Annotated in this window: 27 protein-coding genes and 1 tRNA gene; 15 read left to right on the forward strand and 13 right to left on the reverse strand. The window is 63.4% G+C overall.

Annotation, left to right across the window (positions count from 1 at the left end; all coding sequences use genetic code 11):
* Window positions 1–64 precede the first annotated feature (64 nt).
* On the forward strand, window positions 65–589 hold the full coding sequence (locus tag BFL28_RS05580) for a gamma carbonic anhydrase family protein (RefSeq protein ID WP_069319618.1): 525 nt from the start codon (window positions 65–67) through the stop codon (window positions 587–589).
* Window positions 590–651: 62 nt separating this feature from the next.
* Complete coding sequence (locus tag BFL28_RS05585; protein WP_069319619.1) at window positions 652–1,632, forward strand: NAD(P)H-dependent flavin oxidoreductase; 981 nt, start codon at window positions 652–654, stop codon at window positions 1,630–1,632.
* A gap of 35 nt (window positions 1,633–1,667) precedes the next feature.
* Here the strand turns inward: BFL28_RS05585 and BFL28_RS05590 are convergent, their stop codons facing one another.
* Window positions 1,668–2,132, reverse strand: coding sequence for a DUF1465 family protein (locus BFL28_RS05590; protein WP_069319620.1), 465 nt, complete (start codon window positions 2,130–2,132; stop codon window positions 1,668–1,670).
* Between the two features lie 89 nt (window positions 2,133–2,221).
* Window positions 2,222–2,419 carry a YdcH family protein gene (locus tag BFL28_RS05595; protein WP_069319621.1) on the reverse strand — a complete coding sequence of 66 codons (198 nt, stop codon included), beginning with the start codon at window positions 2,417–2,419 and terminating at the stop codon, window positions 2,222–2,224.
* A gap of 140 nt (window positions 2,420–2,559) precedes the next feature.
* On the opposite strand from BFL28_RS05595, the gene BFL28_RS20050 reads away from it, so the two are divergent.
* Window positions 2,560–2,715: a YdcH family protein gene (locus BFL28_RS20050; protein WP_079246956.1), complete on the forward strand. Its 156-nt coding sequence runs from the start codon at window positions 2,560–2,562 to the stop codon at window positions 2,713–2,715.
* A 90-nt stretch (window positions 2,716–2,805) separates the two neighbouring features.
* Here the strand turns inward: BFL28_RS20050 and BFL28_RS05600 are convergent, their stop codons facing one another.
* The 5 genes from BFL28_RS05600 to BFL28_RS05615 form a co-directional block, all read right to left on the reverse strand.
* The gene (locus tag BFL28_RS05600; RefSeq protein WP_069319622.1) at window positions 2,806–3,177 is read right to left on the reverse strand and encodes a PilZ domain-containing protein; all 372 of its coding nucleotides are present in this window, start codon (window positions 3,175–3,177) and stop codon (window positions 2,806–2,808) included.
* Between the two features lie 93 nt (window positions 3,178–3,270).
* The gene (gene dksA, locus BFL28_RS05605) at window positions 3,271–3,735 is read right to left on the reverse strand and encodes an RNA polymerase-binding protein DksA (protein WP_069319623.1); all 465 of its coding nucleotides are present in this window, start codon (window positions 3,733–3,735) and stop codon (window positions 3,271–3,273) included.
* Window positions 3,736–3,854: 119 nt separating this feature from the next.
* Window positions 3,855–4,148: a hypothetical protein gene (locus tag BFL28_RS21065; protein WP_173655682.1), complete on the reverse strand. Its 294-nt coding sequence runs from the start codon at window positions 4,146–4,148 to the stop codon at window positions 3,855–3,857.
* Window positions 4,149–4,427: 279 nt separating this feature from the next.
* Window positions 4,428–5,039, reverse strand: a complete 612-nt coding sequence (locus tag BFL28_RS05610) for a hypothetical protein (protein ID WP_193790884.1) — start codon at window positions 5,037–5,039, stop codon at window positions 4,428–4,430.
* A gap of 39 nt (window positions 5,040–5,078) precedes the next feature.
* Window positions 5,079–5,591 carry a host attachment family protein gene (locus BFL28_RS05615; protein WP_069319625.1) on the reverse strand — a complete coding sequence of 171 codons (513 nt, stop codon included), beginning with the start codon at window positions 5,589–5,591 and terminating at the stop codon, window positions 5,079–5,081.
* Between the two features lie 89 nt (window positions 5,592–5,680).
* Between BFL28_RS05615 and serS the strand changes: the two genes are divergently transcribed.
* The 11 genes from serS (at window position 5,681) to BFL28_RS05665 (ending at window position 17,910) form a co-directional block, all read left to right on the forward strand.
* Window positions 5,681–6,955: a serine--tRNA ligase gene (gene serS, locus BFL28_RS05620; protein ID WP_069319626.1), complete on the forward strand. Its 1,275-nt coding sequence runs from the start codon at window positions 5,681–5,683 to the stop codon at window positions 6,953–6,955.
* Entirely contained in the window at window positions 6,955–7,719 is a 765-nt protein-coding gene (surE, locus tag BFL28_RS05625; protein ID WP_069319627.1) for a 5'/3'-nucleotidase SurE, read from the forward strand. The genes serS and surE overlap by 1 nt, the downstream gene beginning before the upstream one ends.
* Window positions 7,720–7,792: 73 nt before the next feature.
* On the forward strand, window positions 7,793–8,815 hold the full coding sequence (locus BFL28_RS05630) for a potassium channel family protein (RefSeq protein ID WP_069319628.1): 1,023 nt from the start codon (window positions 7,793–7,795) through the stop codon (window positions 8,813–8,815).
* A 77-nt stretch (window positions 8,816–8,892) separates the two neighbouring features.
* Window positions 8,893–10,236: a 30S ribosomal protein S12 methylthiotransferase RimO gene (gene rimO / locus BFL28_RS05635; protein WP_069319629.1), complete on the forward strand. Its 1,344-nt coding sequence runs from the start codon at window positions 8,893–8,895 to the stop codon at window positions 10,234–10,236.
* Between the two features lie 18 nt (window positions 10,237–10,254).
* Window positions 10,255–10,328, forward strand: a tRNA-Gly gene (locus BFL28_RS05640).
* A gap of 212 nt (window positions 10,329–10,540) precedes the next feature.
* Window positions 10,541–11,773: a tyrosine-type recombinase/integrase gene (locus tag BFL28_RS05645; RefSeq protein ID WP_069319630.1), complete on the forward strand. Its 1,233-nt coding sequence runs from the start codon at window positions 10,541–10,543 to the stop codon at window positions 11,771–11,773.
* Between the two features lie 51 nt (window positions 11,774–11,824).
* Entirely contained in the window at window positions 11,825–12,757 is a 933-nt protein-coding gene (locus BFL28_RS20705) for a hypothetical protein (RefSeq protein ID WP_131818609.1), read from the forward strand.
* A gap of 126 nt (window positions 12,758–12,883) precedes the next feature.
* Window positions 12,884–13,051: a helix-turn-helix domain-containing protein gene (locus BFL28_RS05650; protein WP_069319631.1), complete on the forward strand. Its 168-nt coding sequence runs from the start codon at window positions 12,884–12,886 to the stop codon at window positions 13,049–13,051.
* Between the two features lie 5 nt (window positions 13,052–13,056).
* Window positions 13,057–13,533 (forward strand): helix-turn-helix domain-containing protein, encoded by a 477-nt coding sequence (locus tag BFL28_RS05655; RefSeq protein WP_069319632.1) that lies wholly within the window; start codon window positions 13,057–13,059, stop codon window positions 13,531–13,533.
* Between the two features lie 6 nt (window positions 13,534–13,539).
* The gene (locus tag BFL28_RS05660) at window positions 13,540–14,664 is read left to right on the forward strand and encodes a tyrosine-type recombinase/integrase (RefSeq protein WP_069319633.1); all 1,125 of its coding nucleotides are present in this window, start codon (window positions 13,540–13,542) and stop codon (window positions 14,662–14,664) included.
* Between the two features lie 57 nt (window positions 14,665–14,721).
* Window positions 14,722–17,910, forward strand: a complete 3,189-nt coding sequence (locus BFL28_RS05665) for an Eco57I restriction-modification methylase domain-containing protein (protein WP_079246957.1) — start codon at window positions 14,722–14,724, stop codon at window positions 17,908–17,910.
* Between the two features lie 452 nt (window positions 17,911–18,362).
* Here BFL28_RS05665 and glmS read toward each other — a convergent pair whose 3' ends face one another.
* The 3 genes from glmS to glmU are packed head-to-tail and all read right to left on the reverse strand — an operon-like array spanning window position 18,363 to window position 21,895.
* The gene (glmS, locus tag BFL28_RS05670; protein WP_069319634.1) at window positions 18,363–20,186 is read right to left on the reverse strand and encodes a glutamine--fructose-6-phosphate transaminase (isomerizing); all 1,824 of its coding nucleotides are present in this window, start codon (window positions 20,184–20,186) and stop codon (window positions 18,363–18,365) included.
* A 45-nt stretch (window positions 20,187–20,231) separates the two neighbouring features.
* The gene (locus BFL28_RS05675) at window positions 20,232–20,543 is read right to left on the reverse strand and encodes a hypothetical protein (protein WP_069319635.1); all 312 of its coding nucleotides are present in this window, start codon (window positions 20,541–20,543) and stop codon (window positions 20,232–20,234) included.
* Complete coding sequence (gene glmU, locus BFL28_RS05680) at window positions 20,540–21,895, reverse strand: bifunctional UDP-N-acetylglucosamine diphosphorylase/glucosamine-1-phosphate N-acetyltransferase GlmU (protein WP_069319636.1); 1,356 nt, start codon at window positions 21,893–21,895, stop codon at window positions 20,540–20,542. Before glmU ends, BFL28_RS05675 begins: the two co-directional genes overlap by 4 nt.
* 76 nt (window positions 21,896–21,971) lie before the next feature.
* On the opposite strand from glmU, the gene BFL28_RS05685 reads away from it, so the two are divergent.
* Entirely contained in the window at window positions 21,972–22,664 is a 693-nt protein-coding gene (locus BFL28_RS05685; RefSeq protein ID WP_069319637.1) for an HAD-IA family hydrolase, read from the forward strand.
* Here BFL28_RS05685 and BFL28_RS05690 read toward each other — a convergent pair.
* From BFL28_RS05690 to BFL28_RS05700, 3 genes are read right to left on the reverse strand one after another with little or no spacing between them, the layout of a single operon-like run.
* Entirely contained in the window at window positions 22,657–23,661 is a 1,005-nt protein-coding gene (locus BFL28_RS05690; RefSeq protein ID WP_069319638.1) for a nucleotidyltransferase domain-containing protein, read from the reverse strand. The two genes, BFL28_RS05685 and BFL28_RS05690, sit on opposite strands and share 8 nt — an antisense overlap.
* The gene (locus BFL28_RS05695) at window positions 23,658–24,515 is read right to left on the reverse strand and encodes an HprK-related kinase A (protein WP_069319639.1); all 858 of its coding nucleotides are present in this window, start codon (window positions 24,513–24,515) and stop codon (window positions 23,658–23,660) included. Before BFL28_RS05695 ends, BFL28_RS05690 begins: the two co-directional genes overlap by 4 nt.
* Entirely contained in the window at window positions 24,515–24,784 is a 270-nt protein-coding gene (locus BFL28_RS05700; protein ID WP_069319640.1) for an HPr-rel-A system PqqD family peptide chaperone, read from the reverse strand. Before BFL28_RS05700 ends, BFL28_RS05695 begins: the two co-directional genes overlap by 1 nt.
* Window positions 24,785–24,787: the final 3 nt, after the last annotated feature.

Raw genomic sequence — 24,787 nt, forward strand, 5'->3', positions numbered from 1 at the left:
TCGAACACGCCGGACGTTCCGCAAGCGATGCAAAATGCGGCAAGACGCAGGAAGGGATATCAACGTGGCAATCTATGCGTTCGAAGACCTGAGGCCGACGATCGACGACACGGCCTGGGTCGCCGAGAGCGCCGACGTGATCGGCGATGCACGGCTGTCCAGCGATGTCGGCATATGGTTCGGTGCCGTCATTCGCGCCGATAACACGCCGATCATCGTCGGCGAGCGCAGCAATGTGCAGGAGGGCGCGATGCTTCACTCCGACCCCGGCGCGCCACTGACGATCGGAGCGGATTGCACGATCGGGCACCATGCCATCCTGCACGGGTGCACGATCGGGAACCGCGTGCTGGTGGGAATGGGCGCGATCATCCTGAACCATGCGGTGATCGGCGATGACTGCCTGATCGGCGCGGGCGCCTTGGTGACCGAGGGTAAGGTGTTCGAGCCAGGCAGCCTGATCGTCGGCAGCCCGGCACGCGCGATCCGCGATCTGGACGATGCTACGCGGGCCGGCCTGCTCATCTCGGCACGCGCTTATGTCGATCGACAACGGCGATTTCGCGCCGGCCTGAGACGGCTCGACTGACTTTTCAAACATCGGGTACGGCGCGCTAGACAGGGCATTCAGTTCGATTATGAAATGGCGATATGGCTCTTCCACCGCTTTTTGATCGCCTGCGCCTGCCGGTCATCGGCTCGCCGCTTTTCATCGTGTCCGGTCCCGACCTGGTCATCGCCCAGTGCAAAGCCGGGATCGTGGGGTCCTTCCCCGCGCTCAATGCCCGGCCGCAAAGCCAGCTGGACGAATGGCTGCACCGCATCACCGAGGAACTTGCAGCACACAATCGCGACAACCCTACGCGGCCCGCTGCGCCGTTCGCGGTCAATCAGATCGTGCACAAGTCCAACGATCGACTGGAAGCGGATCTCGCGACCTGTGCCAAATGGCAGGTTCCGATCGTAATCACCTCGCTCGGCGCGCAAGAGGCGGTGAACCAGGCCGTGCACGGTTGGGGCGGCATCACACTGCACGACGTGATCAACGACCGGTTTGCGCACAAGGCGGTCGACAAGGGGGCCGACGGGCTGATCCTGGTCTGCACCGGCGCTGGCGGCCATGCCGGGGTGCTGAACCCTATGGCGTTCGTACAGGAGACTCGGGCCTGGTTCGATGGCCCGATCATCCTGTCCGGCGCGATTGCCAATGGCGGCGCAATCCTGGCGGCGCAGGCGATGGGCGCCGACCTCGCCTATATCGGCTCGCCGTTCATCGCGACGGCGGAGGCGAATGCAGAGGATCCGTACAAGGCGGGCATCGTTGCGAGCAGCGCGTCCGACATTGTCTACACCAACCTCTTCACCGGGGTTCACGGCAATTACCTGCGCGCCTCGATCGAAGGGGCCGGGCTCGATCCCGACAATCTACCGGTCAGTGACCCCAGCAAGATGAACTTCGGCTCCGGCGGTAATAGCAAGGCCAAGGCGTGGCGCGACATCTGGGGGTCAGGTCAGGGCATCGGCGCGGTCAAGTCGGTGCAGCCGGTCGCGGCGTTTGTCGATCGGCTGGATGGCGAATATCGCGCGGCCAAAGCACGGATCGCCGCGATAGGCGATGGCGGCTGGCGTTGAGGGCGCGTGCCTGCACCGAGATTTGACGCCTCTTGCTAGAAGGCGTGGGCAAGCCGATCGAGCATGGTTCGCGCCGGGCTGACCACAATCTGCGCGTCATGGCCCTGCGTCGTATCGAGGCGTTCGACCCGGCGGTACAGGTCGATACTGGCGTGGATCAGGCTTCGCGCAGCAGTCGGCATGGCATCGAACGCCGCCAGATCGCTTTCGGGCGCAGAGCCCAAGCGACGTGAGGGGTCGAGCGCATCGCGCGCAGCCAGTTCGCCGGCATCGACCGCACGCTGAGTCAGCAGCCAGGCGATCACGTGCATCAACCTGGTGGTGACCTTGAGCGATTCGCACGAGAATACGACGCGCGTCATCGCGTCGAGCGTATCGCGGTCGCTGCGCCCCATCTGGTCGAAATAGCCGCGTGCCTCGTCGGCCAGCAGCATCGCCTCCGTATAGAGCGCGTCGATCAGCCGTCGGTGGATGCGCGTGGTTGGTGCTGCCCCAGTCATACCGTTACGCTGTCAGAAACCTGCCCTGGACGGAATAGTTAAATGTGCCCGCGTCTGTGCCATGGCAGCGCGAACCGTCCCGATGTGAATCACGCGATGATATCCGGGATCAGCTGATCCTCGAGCAGCGCGATCTCGTCGCGCAGGCGCAGCTTTCGTTTCTTGAGCCTGGCAATCTGCAGTTGGTCGGGCGCGCCGGCCAGCCGCAGCGCGTCGATCGCGGCATCCAGATCGCGATGCTCGATGCGCAGAAGCTCGAGCCGGCGCTGAATTTCGCTATCGTCCATCGTGCCCCCTGCCCCGCCCAAGTCGCTCCGTCGCAGATCAGCGTTGCCCTGTCGATGGCACAATCCGCAAGGGGAGACTTGCTGCGCGAATCGTGATTTACTGCCCTTTCCCCCAACCAGTGAGCAGGAGGATTGCTTCCATGCAGAACGCGCATCTCTCGGCACTTGAGGCCAAGCACGCGACGCTCGATCGACGGATCGCAGATGAATCGCACCGGCCATTACCCGATCAGATGATCATCGCCGATCTGAAGCGCCAGAAACTCAAGGTAAAGGAACAGATCGAGCTGATTTAACGCGCGCGGTGTCACCCTGGACCAGCTGTGGCCAGGGTGGCGCCGATAACGGCCCCGGGCCGCCAATGGACTGCGGGATCGCCGCCTAGTTCAAAGTGCCCGACGAAGTGGCGTTGCGGTTGCGCTCGCCCGACCCGAAACCGGCTTTCGCGCTGCCAGAGGATCGATCTCCCGCTCGAACGCGATGCCGATCCTGCCCTCCGCCGTCCATGCGATGTGTCCCTTGACCCACCCGACGCCGCGAACATCGACTTTCACCGGCGCGCCTCGTGCAATCGGTGCGGCATATTCCGCCATCAGCCCGCCCGAAGACAGGTTTCGCACGCGCACGGTCAGATCGACGCCGTCATCGGCCTGCAACTGAGCCGACAGCAACAGGCTGTCACGCGCGCCGTTCCGCTGGCTCGCGGCATCGTCGGCCGCCGCTACGCCGGTCAGGGGATCGGTTGAAAGCTGGTCCATCTTCCACTCGCGTTGATCTGCTTCGGCGCGAGACTAGAGCAGCAATCACTATCCAAAGCGTTAACTTGTCCCGAAGAGCCGGCGCCGCAGCGCTTATTCCTCGCGCGACACCTTTTCGTTACGCTCGTGGCGCTCCTGCGCTTCAACCGTCATCGTCGCGATCGGTCGAGCTTCCAGGCGCCCAAGGCTGATCGGCTCGCCGGTGACTTCGCAATAGCCATATTCACCGTCCTCGATCCGACGCAGCGCGGCGTCGATCTTCGCGATCAACTTGCGCTGGCGATCGCGGGTACGCAGTTCGATCGACCAGTCGGTTTCGCTCGACGCGCGATCGGTCAGATCGGCTTCGCGGAGCGAATCGACTTGAAGCTGGCTCAGCGTGCCGGCCGCCTCGCGATGGATCGCATCCTTCCAGGCCAGCAGCTTTTCGCGAAAATAATCGAGCTGGCGCGAATTCATGAAGGGTTCGTCAGGGCTCGGCCGGTAACCATTAGCCGGGTCGTTGGCAGCCGGCGGCAGTTTTTCGGAGTCGTCGCGATGATCGTAAACGGTCGCCATTTGCACTCTCCACCCCGGATATCCGACAGCGAAGCGATCGGAAGTCCGCTTTTTGCCCGCCGGCGCTATACGGATGCGCGCTCTACTCCACAAGCGCTCGAATCCAGCAACGTCTTGCGTCAAGCAGCTCCCGCAATGCAGGAAATTGCAGGAAGTGGCCGCGCCGCCAATCTCCGCGAACGACGACCAAGATCACGCATCACTTCGAGAACTAGCCGAGAAATGTCTCTTTCCGACACATTAACCATATATCGCTCTTTCATGTTCTGAAAATAGGACACGCCAGCGCCCAAGCTTTGGTTAACGCTATTGAACTTAATACTTTCTTCTGCACTTTCTCGCAAATGAACCATCGCAGTCGCTGCTTGATTAGCGCTCCGGGGCGTGTTCAGGGACAGGAAAGTATTCGTCATGTCAGTTAAAATGGCCTTGGCTAAGCTTTGCGCATGTGCCTGCGGGGGCGCGGTGGTCGGCGGCGGGGCGGTGCATGTCGCCGATACGGCGCGCGCGGAACGAAGCTTCTCGAAGCAGCGCGAAAGCGTGAAGCAGCGCGTCGTCAAACGGCGCGTGGCTTCTCGAGCCGGCGTGCGTAAGCGAGTCGTTCGGCGGACGGTCACCACCACGGCGCAATGCACACCACAGGTTGTAACCGTCACCACCCAAGGCACGGCAATCCCGCTGCCCCCGCCCAGCTATGCCGAAATGCCGGCAGTCGGCGGCGGTGGCGGCGGCGGGGCAGCTGCGGTCGGCGGCGGCGGCGGCTTTGGCGGCGGGTTCGGTGGTGGCTTCTTCGCCGGGGGCTTCTTCGGCGGATCGGGCGGGTCTTCCGGCAGCAGCGGGATCGTCATCTCGACCTCAACCAGCACCAGCTCGGGCACGACGAGCAGCGGCACGTCGAGCGGCATCAACATCGACATCGACGTTTCGACCGGTGGCACCTCCACCTCGACCGGCGGTTCCTCGACTTCGACCTCTACCGGCGGCTCGTCCACATCCACTTCGGCGGGCGGATCGTCGGGTGACGTGTCCACCTCGACTTCGGCATCCTCGTCGGGCGACGTGTCAACATCCTCGTCGACCTCGTCGGCCTCGTCGACGTCGGCAAGCTCGTCAGGCGATGTTTCGACCTCAACTTCTAGCGGATGGAGCACGTCCAGCGGCTGGAGCACCTCGAGCTCGACCAGCACATCGACATCCCCGTCCAGCGGCACGTCGAGCGGCACGCCGCATGGCCCCGAACCGGTGCCTGCCCCGCCGATGGTTCTGCTGTTCGGCGCCGCCGCAGCGGCCCTGGTCGCGCGCAAACGCTTCCAGAACCGCAAGACGGCGGACGCGTCGGCAGCTTAATCGGCCGCGATCAACGCCTGCTCGATTTCCGGCAACGTGTGGCCGGTGAGGTCCTTCGCAATCTCACCCGCCAGCCGTTTCTCGACCTCCTTGTGATAATTCTTGCGCAATTCGCCCAGCGTCTTGGGCGGCGCGACGATGATCAGCGATTCAAAATCGTTGTTGAGCGCACGCTTGCGCAACAGTTCGGCAGTCTCGGCCGCGAACTTGTCCTCTTCCATCTGATGATAGTCGGTCTCACCCATCGTCCCGCGTGATGGCGCGAACTGCGCCCCGGCGCCGCTGGCGTGATTCGACCCGTTCTGCGCAACGGCTGGCGCGCCGGGCCCCGACTGGGTGGACGACGCCCGCCCCGCCTTGTCGGTCTTCTGGTCGAGGTCGCTAGGGTTGTCCTGAACGCGCTTCCGCTCGAGCTGAAGGTTGGGATAGGCCTCATCGCCCTCGTTGCGCAGGAACAGCATCTTGCGGCCATCGGCCACCACGACAAAGGCATTATGGGGAACCTGCATCGTTCTTCTCCTGTGATTGGTCATCACCGGAACGCATGCAATGCAGGCCGGGTTGCGCGCTTTATCGCGCGCCTCCATAGCCTGCACCCATGCACGACATCCGCCTGATCCGCGACAATCCGCAAGCTTTCGACACTGCGCTGGCCCGCAAGGGGCTTGAGCCGCATGCCGCGACGATCACCGCACTGGACGAGGCGCGCCGTGCGCTGACCACGCGCCAGCAGGAGGTACAGGCACGCCGCAACGACCTGTCGAAGCAGGTCGGCCAAGCCAAGGCCGCGAAGGACGAGGATCGCGCGCAGGCGTTGATGACCGAAGTCGCCAGCCTGAAGGCAGAACTCGAGACCCTCACGCTCTCACAGGGCGCAGCGGACGAAGCGCTGCGCGATGCGCTAGCCGCCCTCCCCAACCTGCCCGCCGACGACGTGCCGGAGGGGAAGGATGAGGACGACAACCAACTGGTTCACATGCGGGGCACCCTGCCCGACTTCACATTCGAACCGCAGGAGCACGACGCCTTCGCGCCGGCGCTCGGCCTCGACTTCGAAACGGGTGCATTGCTCGCCGGCGCGCGCTTCACGCTGGTGCGCGGCCATGCCGCCAGGCTCGCGCGCGCGCTGGGCCAGTTCATGCTCGATACGCTGACTAGCGAGCATGGCTATGAAGAAGTGAACCCGCCGCTGCTAGTGCGCGACGATGCGATGTTCGGCACTGGACAGCTGCCCAAATTCGCGGAGGACCTGTTCCGGACGACCGACGGTCGCTGGCTGATTCCGACTGCGGAGGTCAGCCTGACCAACATCGTGCGCGAGCAAATCCTGCCGGCAGAGGTACTGCCGCTACGCTTCACCGCGCTTACCCCCTGCTTCCGTTCCGAAGCCGGCGCGGCGGGACGCGACACCCGCGGCTATATCCGCCAGCACCAGTTCGACAAGGTCGAGATGGTTTCGATCACCGCGCCGGAGGCTTCCGAAGCCGAACACGAACGGATGACCGCGGCGGCCGAGGGCATCCTCCACGCGCTTGGCCTTCCCTTCCGCCGCATGAAGCTGTGCGCGGGCGACATGGGGTTCAGTGCCGCGCGCACCTATGATCTGGAGGTGTGGCTGCCCGGCCAGGGGCGCTACCGCGAGATTTCGTCCTGCTCGACCTGCACGGACTTCCAGGCGCGGCGCATGAACGCGCGCTATCGCAATGCCGACGGCAAGCCGGCGTTCGTCCACACGTTGAACGGATCGGGTCTGGCGGTCGGGCGGACCCTGGTCGCGGTTCTGGAAAATTACCAGCAGGAGGACGGATCGGTTGCCGTGCCGACGGCCTTGCAGCCCTATCTGCGCGGCTTGAACAAGCTTGAGCCTGCCTAATGAGGATCCTGCTCACCAATGACGATGGCGTCCATGCGCGCGGGCTTCAGGTGCTCGAACGCATTGCCCGCACGCTATCCGACGACATCACCATCGTCGCGCCGCTCGAGGAACAATCCGGCAAAGGACGTTCCTTAAGCCTGACCGAACCCGTGCGGCTGCGCACCTTCGGTGAACGGCGGTTCGCGGTTACCGGTACGCCGACCGATGCGGTAATGATGGCGCTCGCCGAGATCATGAAGGACGCCAAGCCCGACTTGATCCTGTCAGGCGTTAATCGCGGCGCCAATCTGGGTGAGGATGTCAGCTATTCGGGCACCGTATCGGCCGCGATGGAAGGCGCGCTGGCCGGCATCCGCTCGATCGCGCTCAGCCAGCGCTATGCGCTAAGCGCGCCGGGCGAGCAGGTCAGTTTCGAAGCGGCCGAGGCTTGGGGCGAGCGTGTGCTGCGACCATTGCTGGATGCCGATTGGGCACCGCGCACGCTGATGAATGTCAACTTCCCGCCAGTTCCGGCCGCCGAGGTCAAGGGTATCAAGCCGGTCGGCCAGGGCCTGCGCGACTATGGCCGGCTAAAGCTAGACAAGCGGACCGATCCGCGCGGTTTCGACTATTACTGGTTCGGCCTAGGCCGCGTGCCTCATACGCCGGTCGCCGATACGGACCTAGAGGCGATTGAGCAGGGCCTGATTACCGTTACGCCGCTGCATCTCGACATGACGCACGCGCCGTCGCTGGATATGCTTGCCCGCGCATTTGCATGAGGCGCCTGCCAACATGACCGCAGGTACGAACGGCAGCGGAACGATTGGACGGCAAGGGCATTCGGCACGCTGAATGGCGCTCCCATCGCACGCAACGCTCAAGCGCAAGTCCACCCTGCCGGTCTGGGTGTCGATCACCTGGCGCGTGCTGGCGGTGGTGTTCATGTTCGTGCTGGCGATCGGTGTTCACTGGTTCGATCGTTCCGGGCTGCGTGACAATTACGACGGGCATGTCAGCTTCGCCGACGTCGTCTACTTCACCATGATCTCGATCACCACGGTCGGCTATGGCGACATCGTGCCGGTGAGCCAGCAGGCACGGCTGTTCGACGCGCTGGTGGTAACGCCGATCCGCATCTTCGCGGTGCTGCTGTTCATCGGCACCGCCTATAACTTCGTTCTCAAACGCACATGGGACAAATTGCGCATGGCGGTCATCCAGAAGAACTTGCGCGGCCACATCATCGTCGCGGGCTATGGCACGACGGGGTCCGAGGCGGTCGATGAACTGATCGCTCGCGGCACCGATCCGGGCCATATCGTCGTGATCGATTGCGCCGCCGACGCGCTGGAGAGCGCCCGTTCGTGCGGCTGCATCATCCTGCAGGGCGACGCGACTCGTGACGCGACGCTGGAAGATGTGAAGATCCGCGATGCATCGGCGATGATCGTCAGCGCCGGCCGCGACGATACATCCGTGCTCATCACGCTGACCGCCCGCCATCTCGCGCCCGATCTGAAGATCAGCACGGTGGTAAACGCCGAGGATAACGAACTCCCTGCCCGCGCCGCCGGCGCCACGACGGTCATCAACCCTGTCAGCTTTGCCGGGCTGTTGCTCGCCAATTCCTGCAAGAGCCAGCACATCGCCGACTATATGATGGACCTGGCGAGCATCGACGGCCCAGTCGCGCTGACCGAGCGCCCGGTCATGCCCGACGAAGTGGGCCAGCCGCTATCAGCGCTGGCCACCGGCGTCGGCCTGCGCCTCTACCGCAACGGTCAGGCGTTCGGCTTTTTCGCACCCGAAGCACGAGCGCTTCAGGCTGGCGACCTGATCGTTGAGGTGATCCGGACCCGCGATCGTTCGGCTTGAAGGCCCGGGCGGGTAACGGGCTCCACCCGCCCGCCCCCTATCTTTTTCTGTAGAAACCCCTATGTCGCCCGCCGATCATGGCAACGCGACTCCCCGAAGCCCCCAAGGTGGGCATGGTGTCGCTCGGCTGTCCCAAAAATCTGGTCGACAGCGAGCGTATCCTGACCAAGCTCCGTTCCGACGGCTATGCCATGTCGGCCGATTATGCCGGCGCGGACGTGGTGCTCGTCAACACCTGCGGTTTTCTCGACAGCGCCAAGGAAGAATCGCTCGAAGCGATCGGCGAGGCGATTGCGGAGAATGGCCGCGTCATCGTCACCGGCTGCATGGGCAAGGAGGCGGAAGTCATCCGCGCCCGCTTCCCCAATGTCCTCGCCGTCACCGGCGCGCACCAATATGAGGAGGTCGTCGGCGCGGTCCATGAGGCGGCGCCGATGCCGCCGAACGCGTTCCTGAATCTGGTCCCCGATGCAGGGCTGAAGCTCACGCCGCGCCATTACAGCTATCTCAAGATCAGCGAGGGCTGCAATCACCGCTGCGCCTTCTGCATCATCCCGGCACTGCGCGGCGACTTGGTCAGCCGCCGCCCCGATGCGATCCTGCGCGAGGCGGAAAAGCTGGTTGCGGCCGGCACGAATGAGCTGCTGGTCATCAGCCAGGACACCTCGGCCTATGGCATAGACATCCGCAAGGAACCGCGGATGTGGAAGGGCGAGCCGATCGTCCCGCACATGACCGACCTCGCACGCGAACTCGGCAGGATCGCGCCGTGGGTCCGGCTTCACTATGTCTACCCCTACCCCCATGTCGACCAGGTCATCCCGTTGATGGCCGAGGGCTTGATCCTCCCCTATCTCGACATCCCCTTTCAGCATGCCGCGCCCAGCGTCCTGCGGACCATGCGTCGGCCGGCGAACGAGGCCAAGGTGCTGGAACGGCTGAGGCACTGGCGCAGCATCGCGCCTGACATCACCATCCGCTCGACCTTCGTGGTCGGCTTCCCGGGTGAGACCGAGGCGGACTTCCAGTATCTGCTCGACTGGCTCGACGAAGCGCAGCTCGATCGGGTTGGCGCCTTCCGGTTCGAACCGGTCGAAGGCGCGGCAGCGAACGATCTGCCCGGCGCCGTACCCGAGGCGGTGAAGGAAGAACGTTACGCCCGGATCATGGACAAGACCGCAGCGATCAGCGCCGCAAAGCTCGCAGGCAAGGTCGGTCGCACGCTCGACGTGATCGTCGATGAGGTCGACGGCGATGGCGCCAATGCGCGCTCTCAGGCCGACGCGCCCGAGATCGACGGCACCGTTTTCCTGCGCGACGCCGGGCACCTGAAGCAAGGCGACATCGTTCAAGTGAAGATCGAGGACGCCGACGAGCACGACCTGTACGGCGTGCCGCTTGACATGGCCGCACAAAACTAGGAGTTCAGCGCGACCCGAGCGGGTGTAGCTCAATGGTAGAGCAGAAGCTTCCCAAGCTTACGACGAGGGTTCGATTCCCTTCACCCGCTCCATTTCTCTGTTCGCAGACGTCCGTATCCGTCTAGACAGACCCCCAAAACCCTAGGTATTCTGCGGTTATCAGGCCGCAAGCGTTCACCCGTGTTCGCATTCAGCCGCCAGCCGCTGGGGGTATGATTGGGGGGTATATGCGATTCGGCCAAGTCCGTACCCCCACGCTTGGGGGTATATTGGGGGTGCGATCCCCGGAAAGGCCGAAAAGCCCATGGCGCTGACAGACGTGGCGATCCGCAATGCCAAACCCGCCGCGAAGGCAATCAAGCTGGCAGACGGGGGAGGTATGTTCCTTCTGGTGACGCCAGCCGGGGGCAAGCTCTGGCGGTTGAAGTACCGCGTGGATGGGCGGGAAAAGCTGCTGGCTATCGGGGCCTATCCCGAAATCGGCCTGGGTGAGGCGCGCCGTCGCCGGGAGGAAGCGCGGGAACTGATCGCCCTTGGCAAAGACCCGTCGCGGGAAAAGCAGCGCGAGAAGGTCCGCGCCCGGATACAGGCGGCGGACACGTTCAAGGCGATCTGCGACGAGTACTGCGAGAAACGGCGGCGCGACGGTACGAAAGGCTGGGCACCCGCCACCGCTACGCGCAGCGAGTACCTGCTTTCATTGGTTTGCGGGTCCATCGGCAAACTGGCCATTGGCGAGATTGAACCGGCGGACGTGCTGACAGCCATTCGCCGAATCGAAGGCAAGGGGAAGCTGGAGAGCGCCCGGCGCAGCCTGCAACTGGCGGGTGCTGTGTTCCGCTATGCCGTGGCGACGGCGCGGCTGGCATCGGACCCTACCCGTGATCTGCGCGGCGCGCTGACCGCGCCCACTGTCACGCACTACGGGGCGATTACCGATGCGAAGAAGGCGGGGGAACTGCTGCGCGCCATCGATGACTACGAGGGCAGCGGCATAACAAAGCTGGCCTTGCAGATTGCGCCCCATGTGTTCGTCCGCCCCGGCGAACTGCGCCATGCCGAATGGAGCGAAATCGATCTGGACGGCGCGATCTGGATCATCCCGGCGGGGAAGATGAAAATGCGCAAGGCACACCACGTCCCCTTGTCGCGGCAGGTGGTAGCGCTCTTCCGGGAAGTACGGGCGGTCACGGGACCGAACGGCTATGTCTTCCCGTCAACGCGGACCCGCACCCGCCCCATGAGCGAGAACACGATCAACGCCGGTTTGCGGCGGCTGGGCTATTCGACCGATGAAATGACGGCGCACGGCTTCCGGGCGATGGCTTCAACCCTGCTGAACGAAAGCGGAAAGTGGAACCCGGACGCAATCGAACGGGCACTTGCCCACGGCGATACCGACAAGGTGCGCGCGGCTTATCACCGGGGCGCGCACTGGAAAGAGCGTGTGACGATGGCGCAGTGGTGGTCGGACTATCTGGATCGGTTGCGGAAGGGGGCGGACGTCGTGCAGCTTGCGAACCGGGGTGGTTCATAGGATCGTCGCCAGTTCTTTTCTCAATTCGGTCGCTGGCGCATACTGGCGGGCATGGTTGAACAATGGATTGACGCGTCGAAGGCGCTCAAGATCGCTGGCGACAATTTCGCGCTCTGTTCGCGCCTTCATTCCGGCCTCGTGACTGGACGCGCGGCTAAACTGCAACTTGGCGAAGAAGTCCGCGTTAACGCAGTCATCCCGAAAGGCTTTTGGTGGGCGACTGGCCACGAGGCACTTGAGCAGAATTGGGAGAGTGGAGACTTCTCCACTTGGATCGAACGGACGTACCATTGGCAAGCTTTCGGAGTCCACTTCGGATTGTCGGGTCTGCTGGCAATGGTGCCGTTCGAACAAAGGGCTATAATAGCCCGCGAGTTTTCGGCGGCTGGGTCGCCTGATTGGGCGACTGCCAAGGAAGCACGTCGCATCGCTTACAATCACTACCGCCACAACCCGATGGCCGCTGGCGGAACGATCATTGAGCAGGCCAAGCTGGGATTTATCGGCGCTCGCGCAGTCCTTGCTCAAGCTTCGATGGGTGGACCGGATGACAGCAAATGGACTTGGGAAGAACGCGAATGGGATGTGCCGACTTGGTTCTGGACCGACTTCACCGCGACAAATCAAAGCTCGCAGGACTGGGAGTTGGGCCGCTTCGCGGGGAGAGGGTTAGCACCAGACAAGACGCGGTGGATCACTCTTTCAGGAGTCCACTTCTATCGACCTAGCCTGGCATCGCTAGGCCCTGTGGCGGCACCAACGGAAACGACTGAAACCACCCGGGGGCGCAAGCCGAAGTATGACTGGCCAGCCGCAATCAGCGCTTGCTGGGGACGAATCTACAGGGGTGAACCTCCTGTGGCCAATCAGGCCGACGTCGAAAAACTGCTGATCGAAATCTTGCGGGCCGGCGATGATGAACCCGGCGAAAGCACCGTGCGTCCCTATGCCAGTCAGATTTGGGCAGAATACAGCAAGCCCTGAGGCCGATAATTCCTGCCATGCGAATTTCTGGCCTAATCCCGGCCCTATCGTCCGACGGGATAGGCCATATCGTCGATGCTTGTCCATGCACGCTGGCACCCGCTGGCGACACGTGGAGCAAGTGCAATGGACAAGCTGGCCTATTCAATTACTGACACCGCTAAGGCGCTGAGCCTAGGCCGCACGTCGGTTTATGCGCTGATCGCCGAAGGGCGGTTGGAGACATTCAAGTTTGGCAGCCGCCGCCTGGTAAAGGCGGAATCGATCCGCCGTCTGGTTGACGGGCAGGCCTAAGCGCCATGACTGCGCACCGGGCCAATCCGCGACGGGTCAAGCTGCACCGCATCTACAGCGCGGCGGAGCTGGCGGCCTGTTGCGGCGTCCACAAGAACACCGTGCGGCACTGGCAGGCCAACGGGCTGGAGCCTGTCAGCGAAGGCCGTCCCACGCTGTTTGACGGGGCAACGGTTCGCGCCTTTCTCGCCAAGCGCAACGCCAGCCGCAAGCGCCCCTGTCCACCCGGCACCCTCTATTGCTTCAAGTGCCGCCAGCCGCGCGCGCCTGCCATGGGCATGGTCGAAGCCATTCGCCAGAATGCCACCACGGGCAACCTGAGCGCAATTTGCGAGGCCTGCGGCACCATGATGCACCGTCGCACCCGCCTGGCAGCAATCCCGGCAATCATGCCCAATCTGGACGTGCAAATCAGGGAGGCAGGCCCACGCCTATGTGAGCGCCCCGAACCTTCCCTGAATTGTGCCAATCGAAAGGACTGACAAGCCATGGCGAAACCCAATGCCGCGAACGCCCGGATCAAGCGCGAATACTTCACTTATCTGAAGGAAGCGCAGCGCCGGGACGAAGGATCGATCGATGCCGTCGCCAAGGCGCTGGCGCGCTTTGAAGAGGCGAACGGGCATAAGGACTTCAAGACCTTTCACCGGGCACAGGCCGTGGCCTTCAAGCACAAGCTGGATCAGCAAACGGCTGTCCGCACCGGCAAGCCTCTGAGCCGGGCGACGGTCAATTCCACCCTGTCCGCCCTGCGCGCGTTCTTTATCTGGCTGGCGGGGCAGCCCGGATACAAGTCCCGCCTGTCCTATGCCGATGCCGACTATTTCAACCTGGCCGAAAAGGACGTGCGCATTGCCAAGGCCGCGCGGCACAAGGCTTTCCCCACGCTGGAACAGGTCCACCACGTGATTGCCGCCATGCCGACCGGCAATGCGATTGAACTGCGCAACCGGGCGCTGTTGGCGTTCGCCTTGCTGACAGGCGCGCGCGACGGGGCGCTGGCGTCGTTCCGGCTGAAGCACGTCGATCTGGTGCAAGGCCGTGTCGATCAGGACGCGCGGGACGTGCGGACGAAGGCCAGCAAGACCTTCAGCACATGGTTTTTCCCGGTTGGCGGCGATACTCTGCCAATTGTGCAGGACTGGTGCGAGTATCTGCGCACCACCCTGCTTTGGGGCGATGACGACCCACTGTTCCCGCCCACGCAAATCGGGCTTGGCGAGAATGGCGGCTTCATGCCGATTGGACTGCGCCGGGGCGAATGCTGGCAGGGGGCCGGGCCAATCCGTGACATATTCCGCAACGCCTTCACGGCGGCTGGCCTGCCCTATTTCAATCCCCATTCTCTGCGCGATACGTTAGTGCAGCTTGGCGAGCAGGTCTGCACCACGCCGGAGCAATTCAAGGCATGGTCGCAGAATCTGGGACACGAGCGGGTGATGACGACGCTTACCAGTTACGGCACCGTTGCCCCGCACCGGCAGGCGGAATTGATCCGGGGTCTGAGCGGGGCGAAGGGCGCGGCGGGTAAGCTGGCCGCAACTGTCGATCCTGCCTTCCTTGCGCAGGTGGTGGCAGCCATGCAAAGTTTGCCGGGTGGCGGGCAAGGCTAGCCTCTTGGCGTCGAGCCGCACCCGCTGCTAAGCCTTGCCGGGTGGCGGGGGTGAAGCGTGCAACTGTTCAATTCCAAGACGATCCAGCGCCACATCGCTCGCGCTGCCGCCCCCGATCCGGCGAAGCTCGAAATTTTGCGCCAGTGGGGCGAAACTATCCGAGACCGATCGATTGAGACGCAAAAGGAAACAGCCCTTCACGGCAATTTCAAGCAGCGGATCATTTGCGACGTGCTGGGCTATCAGGACTTCAACGATAGCGGCCAGTGGACGGTTGACGTTGAAGCGCAGATTGGAGCGGGATCGGTTGACCTTGCCTTGGGGCAATTCACCAAGGGCGAACGGCGGATCATCGCCCCTTTCGAGCTGAAGGGCGCAAAGACCAAGAACCTTGATGCGATCATGCCGGGCCGCGCCAAGACCCCGGTTCAACAGGCATGGGAATACGCCAGCGACAACGTGGGCACCAAATGGGTGCTGGTTTCCAACTACCTTGAAATCCGCCTCTACAGCTACGCGGACGGGCGGCAATTCCATGACAGCTTCGATCTGGCGAAGCTCCATGATCCAGCCGAATACCAGCGGTTCATGCTGCTATTGTCGGCGGACAACCTGCTGTCCGGGCAGACGTTGGCGATACTGGAGGAAAGCCGGAAGGAAGACCGCGACATTACCGCGCGGCTCTATGCCGACTATCGCACTCTGCGCAGTGATCTGATTGGCGCGGTTCGCACCGCCCTGCCCGATGGCGACCCGCTGGAGGCCATCCGGCTGGGCCAGACCATTCTGGACCGGGTGCTGTTCATCGCCTTTGCCGAAGACAACGGCCTGCTGCCCGATGACAGCCTGCTGAGCGCCTTCCAGCACAGCGACCCCTACAACCCCAAGCCGGTTTGGCAGACGTTCCTGGGCCTGTTCAACGCGATTGACCGGGGCAACGACCAGCTCAAAATCCCGCGCTACAATGGTGGCCTGTTCCAGCCGAACGCCACCATCGATGCATTGGCCGTGCCGGATCATATCTGCGAGGGCTTCAAACGGCTGGCGGAATATGACTTTGCCAGCGAAATTTCCGTCACCGTGCTGGGCCACATATTCGAGCAGTCGATTGCCGACGTGGAACAGCTTCAGGCCGAAGCTCTGGGCCAAGCGCCGGTGGAGAAGAAGACCAGTGGCACCAGCGGGCGGCGCAAGCGTGACGGCGTGGTCTATACCCCCGATTACGTGGCGCGCTTCATTGTCGATCAAACGCTTGGCACGCATTGCCGGGAGATATTTGCCGAAATCCTTGGCCAATATGCCGCGAAGGGAGCGAAGGCCGATGACGAGGCAATTGCATGGAAATCGGCCAAGGCGGAACGGCAGGCCTGGGCCGAATACCGTGACCGGTTGACCGCCTTGCGCATTGTCGATCCGGCCTGCGGATCGGGCGTGTTCCTGATCATGGCCTTCGATTACCTGAAAGCGGAACTTGGGCAGGTAAACACCAAGCTGGCCGAACTGTCCGGCACTGGCATGGCGGGCGACCTTCTGGACCCTGACAGCGAAATCCTGACACACAACCTGTTCGGCGTGGACGTGAACAGCGAGAGCGTGGAAATCGCCAAGCTGAGCCTGTGGATCAAGACCGCGCGGCGCGGCAAGGTGCTGGACAGTCTGGACGCCAATCTGCGCGTTGGTGATAGCCTGATCGAAGACGCCAGTTTTGCCTATCGCAGCCACGGCTTCGAATGGAAAATCGCATTTCCTGAGATTTTCGCCAGCGGCGGTTTCGACGTGGTGCTGGGCAATCCGCCCTATGTGCGCATGGAACTGATCAAGCCCATGAAGCCGTGGCTTGAAAAGCGGTATGAAGTGGTTTCCGATCGGGCGGACCTTTACGCCTACTTCTTCGAACGCGGGATCAAGTTGCTCAAACCCGGCGGGCGGCTGGGCTTCATCAGCAGCGGCACTTTCTTCAAGACCGGATCGGGCGCGCCGCTGCGCGATTTCCTGCGCGCCAAGGCCACGCTGGAAGCCGTGGTGGATTTTGGCGACCACCAGATTTTCGAAGGCGTCACCACCTATCCCGCCATCCTGACAATGCGGGCAGGCAGTCCGCCGCCGGGCCATAATCTGCAATTCTGGAAGATTGGCGAAATGCCAGCCGGTAGCTTTGCCGATGCCTTTGCCGACGCGGCCAAGTCTTTCCCGCAAGAGGCACTGGGGCGCGGTTCATGGGAACTGGAGGGCGATGCCCTGCGCGCCTTGCGGGCGAAGATCACGGCGGGCAAGCCGACGCTGAAGGACGTCTATGGCTCACCGCTATACGGGATCAAAACCGGTCTGAATGAGGCCTTTGTCATCGACACGCCGACGAAGGAAAAGCTTTGTCGTGACGATCCGCGTTCGGCGGAACTGCTAAAGCCCTTTCTGGAAGGGAAGGATTTGAAGCGCTGGCGTGCGGAGTCGCGCGGCCTTTGGATCATCTATATTCCCATAGAATCTATACAGATTGATCAGTATCCGGCAGTCCGCGACTGGCTTGAAGTATTTAAGGGTAAACTAGAATTAAGGGCCACCAAACAACAATGGTTTGAGTTACAACAGGCGCAGCAAAATTATGTAAGGAGGATGGTTGAGCCAAAAATAATATACCCCCACTTCTCACAAGGCGCGAAATTTTCTAGTGACAATTTCGGATATCTATCGAACAATAAGACCTTTTGCTTAAATTCGAATGATCAATTTCTGCTGGCCCTGCTCAATTCCAACGTGGTCTGGCTACATCTAAAATCGATCTGTCCCGCCATGCGCGGTGGCGTTTGGCGTCTGGAGCTAAGCGCGCAATTCGTTGAGACAATACCGATCCCCGCCGCAACGGATGCCCAAAGGATCGAACTAGGCGCGTGCGCGAAGGCTGCGCAGACTGCGGCAGAAAAGCGCCAGGAACTGCAACAGGCGCTCACCCGCCGCATTCCCGACCTTGTTGCCAACCCGACCAATGCCAAGCTTTCGGCCAAGCTGAAGGAATGGTGGAACCTACCCGACTTCGCCGCCTTCCAAAAGGAAGTGGAAAAGGCGCTGAAGGCCAGAATCCCGCTTCAGGAACGCAATGATTGGGAAAGCTGGATCACCACCAGCCGCGCCGAAATCCACGCCCTGACAGCCGAAATCGCTTGGCTGGAAACCGAAATCAACGCCAAGGTCTATGCGCTGTTCGATCTGACCACCGATGAAATCGCTTTACTGGAGGCCAATGTCTGAATTGGCGCAGTGCCACCGCGACCATTGGCATGACTTGAAAGCAAGTCGGGCTACAGATTGAGGACAACCGGCGGAATTGGCGGAAATCCGGGCTGTTCCGGGCAACTTCCGTGAATCCGACTGGCGCACAGACCGCCAATTCACATTTGACGGTAAAGCTGCCACCGCTGGAATGGCGCAGATTTGCAGCCTTTCCGCCTGCGAATTGTCGCGTAGGGTGTGTAGGTCCAAACTTATTTATCGGAGCCGGTTACCTTGCCCGATTCAGACTGCCGAACCTGCAAGGCACTGGCCTACGGAGCTTAATGATCGGCTGCGATCTGCAAGCCACAATTCACCCCTAGCGAACGCGCGTGGGGGTATGATTGGGGGTATTTCGAAAAGAGATTGCCGTGAGAATGGCTTATTTGCGTCGTTTTCTGGCCAAGTCGCGGTTCCCTTCACCGCTCCAATCACTCCACCGTGACCGATTTCGCCAGATTGCGCGGCTGGTCCACATCCGTGCCCTTTGCGACCGCCACGTGGTAGGCGAGCAGTTGGACTGGCACGGCATAGACGATCGGTGCGATCAGCGGGTGGGCCGTGGGCATTTCGATCGTCGCCAGGCAGTTTTCGCCCGCAGCGGCGATGCCCTTGCGATCCGAGATCAGCACGACCTTGCCGCCACGCGCTTGCACTTCCTGCATGTTGCTGACGGTCTTCTCGAACAGGGGTCCCGACGGTGCGATGACGATCACCGGCACATTCTCGTCGATCAGCGCGATCGGGCCGTGCTTCATCTCGCCGGCCGCATAGCCCTCGGCGTGGATATAGCTGATTTCCTTTAGCTTCAGCGCCCCTTCCAGCGCCAGCGGGTAATCCGTGCCCCGGCCCAGGTACAATACGTCCCGCGCGCCGGCGACCGCACCGGCCATCGCTTCGATCGCCTCGTCGCGGCTCAGCGCGTCGTTTAGCGCGGCGGGCGCCTCGGCGAGATGAACCACGATCTCGCGTTCTTCCTCGCTCGTCAGCCGCCCCTTCGCCTTGGCGAGGTTCGCGGCCAGCGCGGCCAGCACGGCAAGCTGGCAGGTAAACGCCTTGGTCGAAGCAACGCCGATTTCGGGACCGGCATGGGTCGGCAGCAGCAGATCGGCCTCACGCGCCATCGTGCTGGTCGGCACGTTGACGACGGCGGCGATCGTCTGCCCCTCCGCCTTGGCGTGGCGCAGCGCGGCGAGCGTGTCGGCCGTCTCACCCGACTGGCTGATGACGATCATCAGTCCGCCCTCCTCCATCACCGGCGCGCGGTAGCGAAACTCGCTTGCCACATCGATATCCACCGCAACGCGCGCGAATTGCTCGAACCAGTATTTGGCGACCATCCCGGCATAGAAGCTGGTGCCGCACGCAACGATGGTGACTCGCTTGATCGTCGAAAGATCGAACTCCGGGATCGGCAGCGCGACCTTTTCTTCCAGCCGCTGGAGATAGCCGCGCAGCGTCTGCGCGACGACGATCGGCTGTTCGTAGATTTCCTTCGCCATGAAGTGGCGGTGATTGCCCTTGTCGATCAGCTGGCCCGACGCGCCGGAGTTCACGATCGGGCGCTCGACCGGATCGTTCGCCTGGTCATAGACCTGCGTTCCCTCGCGAGTCAGCACGACCCAGTCGCCTTCTTCGAGATACGAGATGCGCTGCGTGAGCGGCGCCAGCGCCAGCGCGTCGGAGCCGAGATAGGTTTCGCCCTCGCCATAACCGACCACCAGCGGCGAACCCAGCCGTGCGCCGATCAGCATGTCGGGATGATCGCGGAACAGGATGGCCAGCGCGAACGCGCCGTGCAGGCGCGGCAGCACGGCTTTCACAGCCTCCACCGGCTGCAGCCCCGCCTCGATCTGCTCGCTCACCAGATGGCAGACGATTTCCGTGTCGGTTTCGCTCTCGAGATTGCGGCCGCGCGCGAGCAATTCCTCGCGCAGCGGCTTGAAGTTCTCGATGATCCCGTTGTGAACCAGCGCGACGTGGTCGGTCGCATGCGGGTGCGCATTGTTGGTCGTCGGACCGCCATGCGTCGCCCAGCGTGTGTGGGCGATCCCGGTCCATCCCGCCAGCGGGTTGGCCGCGAGCTCCTTGCCGAGATTGACGAGCTTGCCCGACGCTCGCCGGCGATCGATCGCACCGTCAACGATGGTGGCGATGCCGGCCGAATCATAGCCGCGATATTCCAGCCGCTTGAGCCCATCGAGCAGCCGATCGGCAACATCGTCCTGACCCAGGATTCCGACGATTCCACACATGAACGATTGCTTCCAGGTTAGAGAGTGTAGGGCACGCGCACCAACTTAATGCGGGAAGTTGGTGTCGACGAAATGGCGGGTGAACTCGACCGGGTCCGGGTCGCGACCCTGCGCGGCTCGGAACTTCGCGCCGCCTTTCTCCCAAACCTCGCGGATTGCGCCGGCCATGCCGGCGGGAAACTGCATGCGCTGCTCGACGATGGTTCGCCAGGCGCCCGTCGCACCGAACATCTTGTGGAACTCGGGCTCACGCGCCCTTAGGGCCGCATCGCTCTCTGCATCCAGCGCCCCGATCGCATCGAGCACATAGCTGTCGAGCAACTTGAGGAACGGCTTACCGGCATAAATGTCGCTCATTTGCCCTCCTTGCGCGCCGTCATCATGGCGCGGAACCGCTTTGCCCAGCCGGGCTTGGCCTGATGGGATGCGCGGACGATCGCCAGCGCATCCGCCTCGACATCCCGAGTCACCACCGAACCGGCGGCGACGATCGCGCCCGCTCCGATGGCGACCGGCGCGACCAGCGCGCTATTGGATCCGATGAACGCCCCGGCGCCGATCGTCGTCCCGTATTTGAAGAAGCCATCGTAATTGCAGGTGATCGTGCCCGCGCCGATGTTCGCGCCGGGTCCTATTTCGACGTCGCCGAGGTAAGTCAGGTGGTTCGCCTTCGCCCCCTTGCCCAGCACCGCCTTCTTCATCTCGACGAAATTGCCGACATGCGCGCCCTCACCCACCACCGCGCCGGGGCGCAGACGAGCATAGGGACCGACCGTCGCCCCGGTGGCGATGCTGGCGCCCTCGACATGGCTGAACGCTCGGATCGTCGCGCCATCCGCAACGCTCACGCCCGGGCCGAACACCACATTGGGTTCAATCGTCACGTCGCGCCCGATCTGCGTGTCATGCGCGAACCAGACCGTCTCAGGCGCGGTCAGCGTCGCGCCGTCCGCCATGGCCTGAGCCCGACGGGCCAGTTGCCACTGCAGCTCCAGCGCGGCGAGTTCGGCGCGGCTGTTGACGCCGGTGACTTCGACGGCATCGGTCTCGATCACCGCCGATTTGCGGCCGTCCTGCGCGGCAAGCATGACGATGTCGGGCAGATAATATTCCCCCGCCGCATTGTCGTTGCCAACGCGCGACAGCAGCGCGAACAGGTCACCCGATCGCACGGCCATCAACCCGGAATTGCACAGCGTCTCGGCCCGCTCCGCCTCGGTCGCATCCTTATATTCGACCATCTTGGCGATCTGCCCGTCGCTTGTCGCGATGATGCGGCCATAGGCACCGGGGTCCGCAGGCCGGAAGCCTAGCACGACGGCGGCCGGTGCGTCCGCACGATGCAGCCGCTCGATCATTCGCTCCATCGTCGCACTGCTGACCAGTGGAACGTCGCCATACAGGATCAGCACGTCGCCCGTGAAGCCGTCCAGCGCCGCCTCTGCCTGCGCGACGGCGTGACCGGTGCCAAGCTGCTCGGCCTGATCCGCCGTCGCGACGCCATGTGGCGCGACCGCCGCCTCGACCTGCTCGCGCCGCGCTCCCACCACCACCACGGTCCGCTCCGGCGAAAGTTGCGCGACCGAGGCGGTCAGGTGCAACAGCATCGGCCGACCCGCGATCGGATGCAGCACCTTGTGCGTGTCGGACTTCATGCGCGTGCCGCTGCCGGCGGCCAGGATGATCGCGGCGACTGGACGGGTGGACATCGAAAACTCCCCTCGGGGGCACGCCCCTGCCACGAAGCGGTTGCCAATTCCATAGCGCTGCGGGCATCTGCATGCGATGGACCGCTTTCCTTTCGATATCGTCGGCTTCGACCTCGACGGCACCTTGCTGGACACGAGCGGCGATCTGCTTGCGGCGACGAACCACGCGCTGGGGCTGGCGGGACGGCCCTTGCTTGGGCCGGAGCGGATCAAGACGATGATCGGCGGCGGCGCCAAGAACATGCTGAAGCAGGGGCTGACCGAATCGGGCGGCTATGACGAGGCAGTGATGGCGCGCGTCTATCCCGAGTTGCTCGCCTTCTATGGCGAGAACCTGGCCAATCACAGCCGGCCGTTCGAAGGCGCGCTCGAAACGTTGGACGAGCTCGATCGACGCGGCACTAGGGTCGCGGTCGTCACCAACAAGTTCGAGCGCTTCGCCGTGCGGCTGCTGCGCGAACTGGGCCTCGACCACCGTTTCGCAGCAATCATCGGTGGCGATACGATGGGCAGGGGCAATTCAAAGCCTTCTCCTGCCCCGATCCACGAGATGATCGCGCGTTGTCGCGCCTTGGGCAGCGGCGGGCGTGCGGCGTTTGTCGGCGACTCGATCTACGACATCCTGTCCGCCCGGAATGCCGGCATCCCCAGCGTCGCAGTGAGCTTCGGCTTCCTGATGCAGCCGGTCGAGGAATTGGGCGCCGACGCGGTAATCGACAGCTATGCCCAATTGATCCCGACACTCAGCCGACTGGGCGGCGCTATCTAGCTTCCTTGTCTTTCCGCCACTTCGTCCACAGGTGCCGCGCCAGCATGAGCGGCGGCATCCTCAGCCAGTGACCGCGCAGGTAGAAGGCAAGTTCGATCAGCTTGCGCGTCGGCTGGCCCCAGCCATCCCGCGCCAGCAAGCGGCGGACATACAGCCGGTCGGCAACGGTCAGCCTCCCACCGTCGCCGAACAGATGCGCCGATAGCCGCAGCGCGCGTTGAACCTCGCGCGTCAGCCCATGCTGCGCGGCGCAGGCGGCGAGGCGATCCAGGAATGTGGCGTCCTCGCCAAATTCGTCCAGCAGGCAGCGGATGTCCCACAGGTTGCGCAAGCCGCCCTGCAGATCGCCGTCTGCCAACAGATGCGCGGCGGCATGGACGATCATCCCCTCCGGCGGCAGCACGAACAGCCCGTTGCTCAGCGCAACGCGGCTGTCGATCAGCGCCGCCGCGTCGGGGGTGATCCGCGCGGTCAGCGGTAGGATCGTGTGGTGCACGTCGATCATTCGGTCGCGCTCGTGATGGATGAGCGGCGGCAGCTCGTGCATCCAGCGGCGGTAATAGATGTCATCATAGGGATCGGGCTTCACCCACTCCCACCCCGCCGTCAGCAGCGCCGACTCAGCCTCGTCAATGCGATCGCGCGGCACGAGGATGTCGAGGTCGCCGATTTGACGCCCCTGCCCTGCCGACAGGCCGGTCGCGACGAATGCCGTCCCCTTGAGCAACACGACCGGGATGCCAGCGGGTCCCAGCGCGCGGCGCGCCATCTCTGCCTCCCATAGCGCGGCGGTACGCCCGTGCTCGGCGGCAGCCCGGGCATCGGCCAGAATCCCGCATGCCGCCGCAGGCTTCGCCAGCCCATCCAGCCGCCAGGCGAGTGAGCCGATCAGCTGCTCGGCCCGCGCCACGCCAAGCAACGCGGTCCACCCGGCAGCATCGAGCCGCTCGGCCCTCGCCGGGTCGCGCAGCACGGCGGCAAGCAGCGCACCGCTCATGCAAGCGCATCCCACAGCCGTTCCACGCTCGCCAGCGCGCTCGTCGTATCGGGATAGTCGATCGCGCGTGCCGGGATGCTCCGCACCAGCGTCGCCAGCGCATCGAACCCCGGCTCGGCCAAGGCGACATAATTGGTCGAGGCCTGCGTCAATCGCACGAAGCACTCGCTCGCCGGCACTGTTCGCTCAGCAGCATCGAACCCGAAATTCGGGAACAGCAGCAGCGCAGGCCTGGCCGGCCGATCCATCGCCGCGATGGCACGTGCGTCGGGCACCAGATGTCGGATCGTGCCCTTTGGCGTGTCCGTCAGCATCGGTCCCCAGCGTCCCTCCGGCGCAGCGCGCGCCATCACCGCGATCGCTTCATTCTTCAGGCTGATCAGGCGGGGAAAGCCATGCGCCATGCCCGTCGCGGGATCGATCAGCACGAACTCGTCGCCCAGCAGGCGCCACCCCCGCGTCATCAGCAATGCCGCCAGCGTCGATTTGCCCGCCCCCGACTCGCCGGTCATGAGCAACGCCTTGCCATCCCTCTCCACGCCCGATGCGTGGAGCAACAAGTACCGGCGCTGTCCCAGCGCCATTTGCAGGTTCATGCCCATTTCGGCGGCGAGTAGTCCCTGCGCCAGCGGCAGCGGGGCGGATTCCGGCAGGACGAAGTCGCCCGCGATATGCACCGAGGGCCGCACCCAGCGCCGCCATGGCCGCGCAGCGAACAAGCGAACGTTGAAGTCGGGAATGTCGGGCTGCGGATAATCGCGATAGAGTTCGTTCAACGTCGCCACGGGCGCGCGCCAGTCGCTACCCACTCGAAAACCGACCGGCCCGATCCGCAGCATCGTCGAATGGCGCATCAGACCTGCTCGACCAGCCCGGCTTGGGTCAACTCGCCCAGACGAGCTGCCAGCGCTGCCCTATCGGGATCGATCAGATCGTGCGCCGCAGCCAGCGCGGCAAGCGCCTCGTCCAGCGTGAGCGTTTGATTGTCCAGCGCCGCGATCAGCTCGGGAACCGGTGAATCCACGACGTGGGTGATGCCGGACGTGCGGTGATAGATCAGGGTCAGGCTATCGAGCGGCTCGATCCGAAGCGTCGCGGCCGGCGCGGCGCGATAGCGATGCACGCG

Source organism: Sphingomonas turrisvirgatae (genome assembly GCF_001721295.1).
GTDB classification, from domain to species: Bacteria; Pseudomonadota; Alphaproteobacteria; order Sphingomonadales; family Sphingomonadaceae; genus Sphingomonas; species Sphingomonas turrisvirgatae.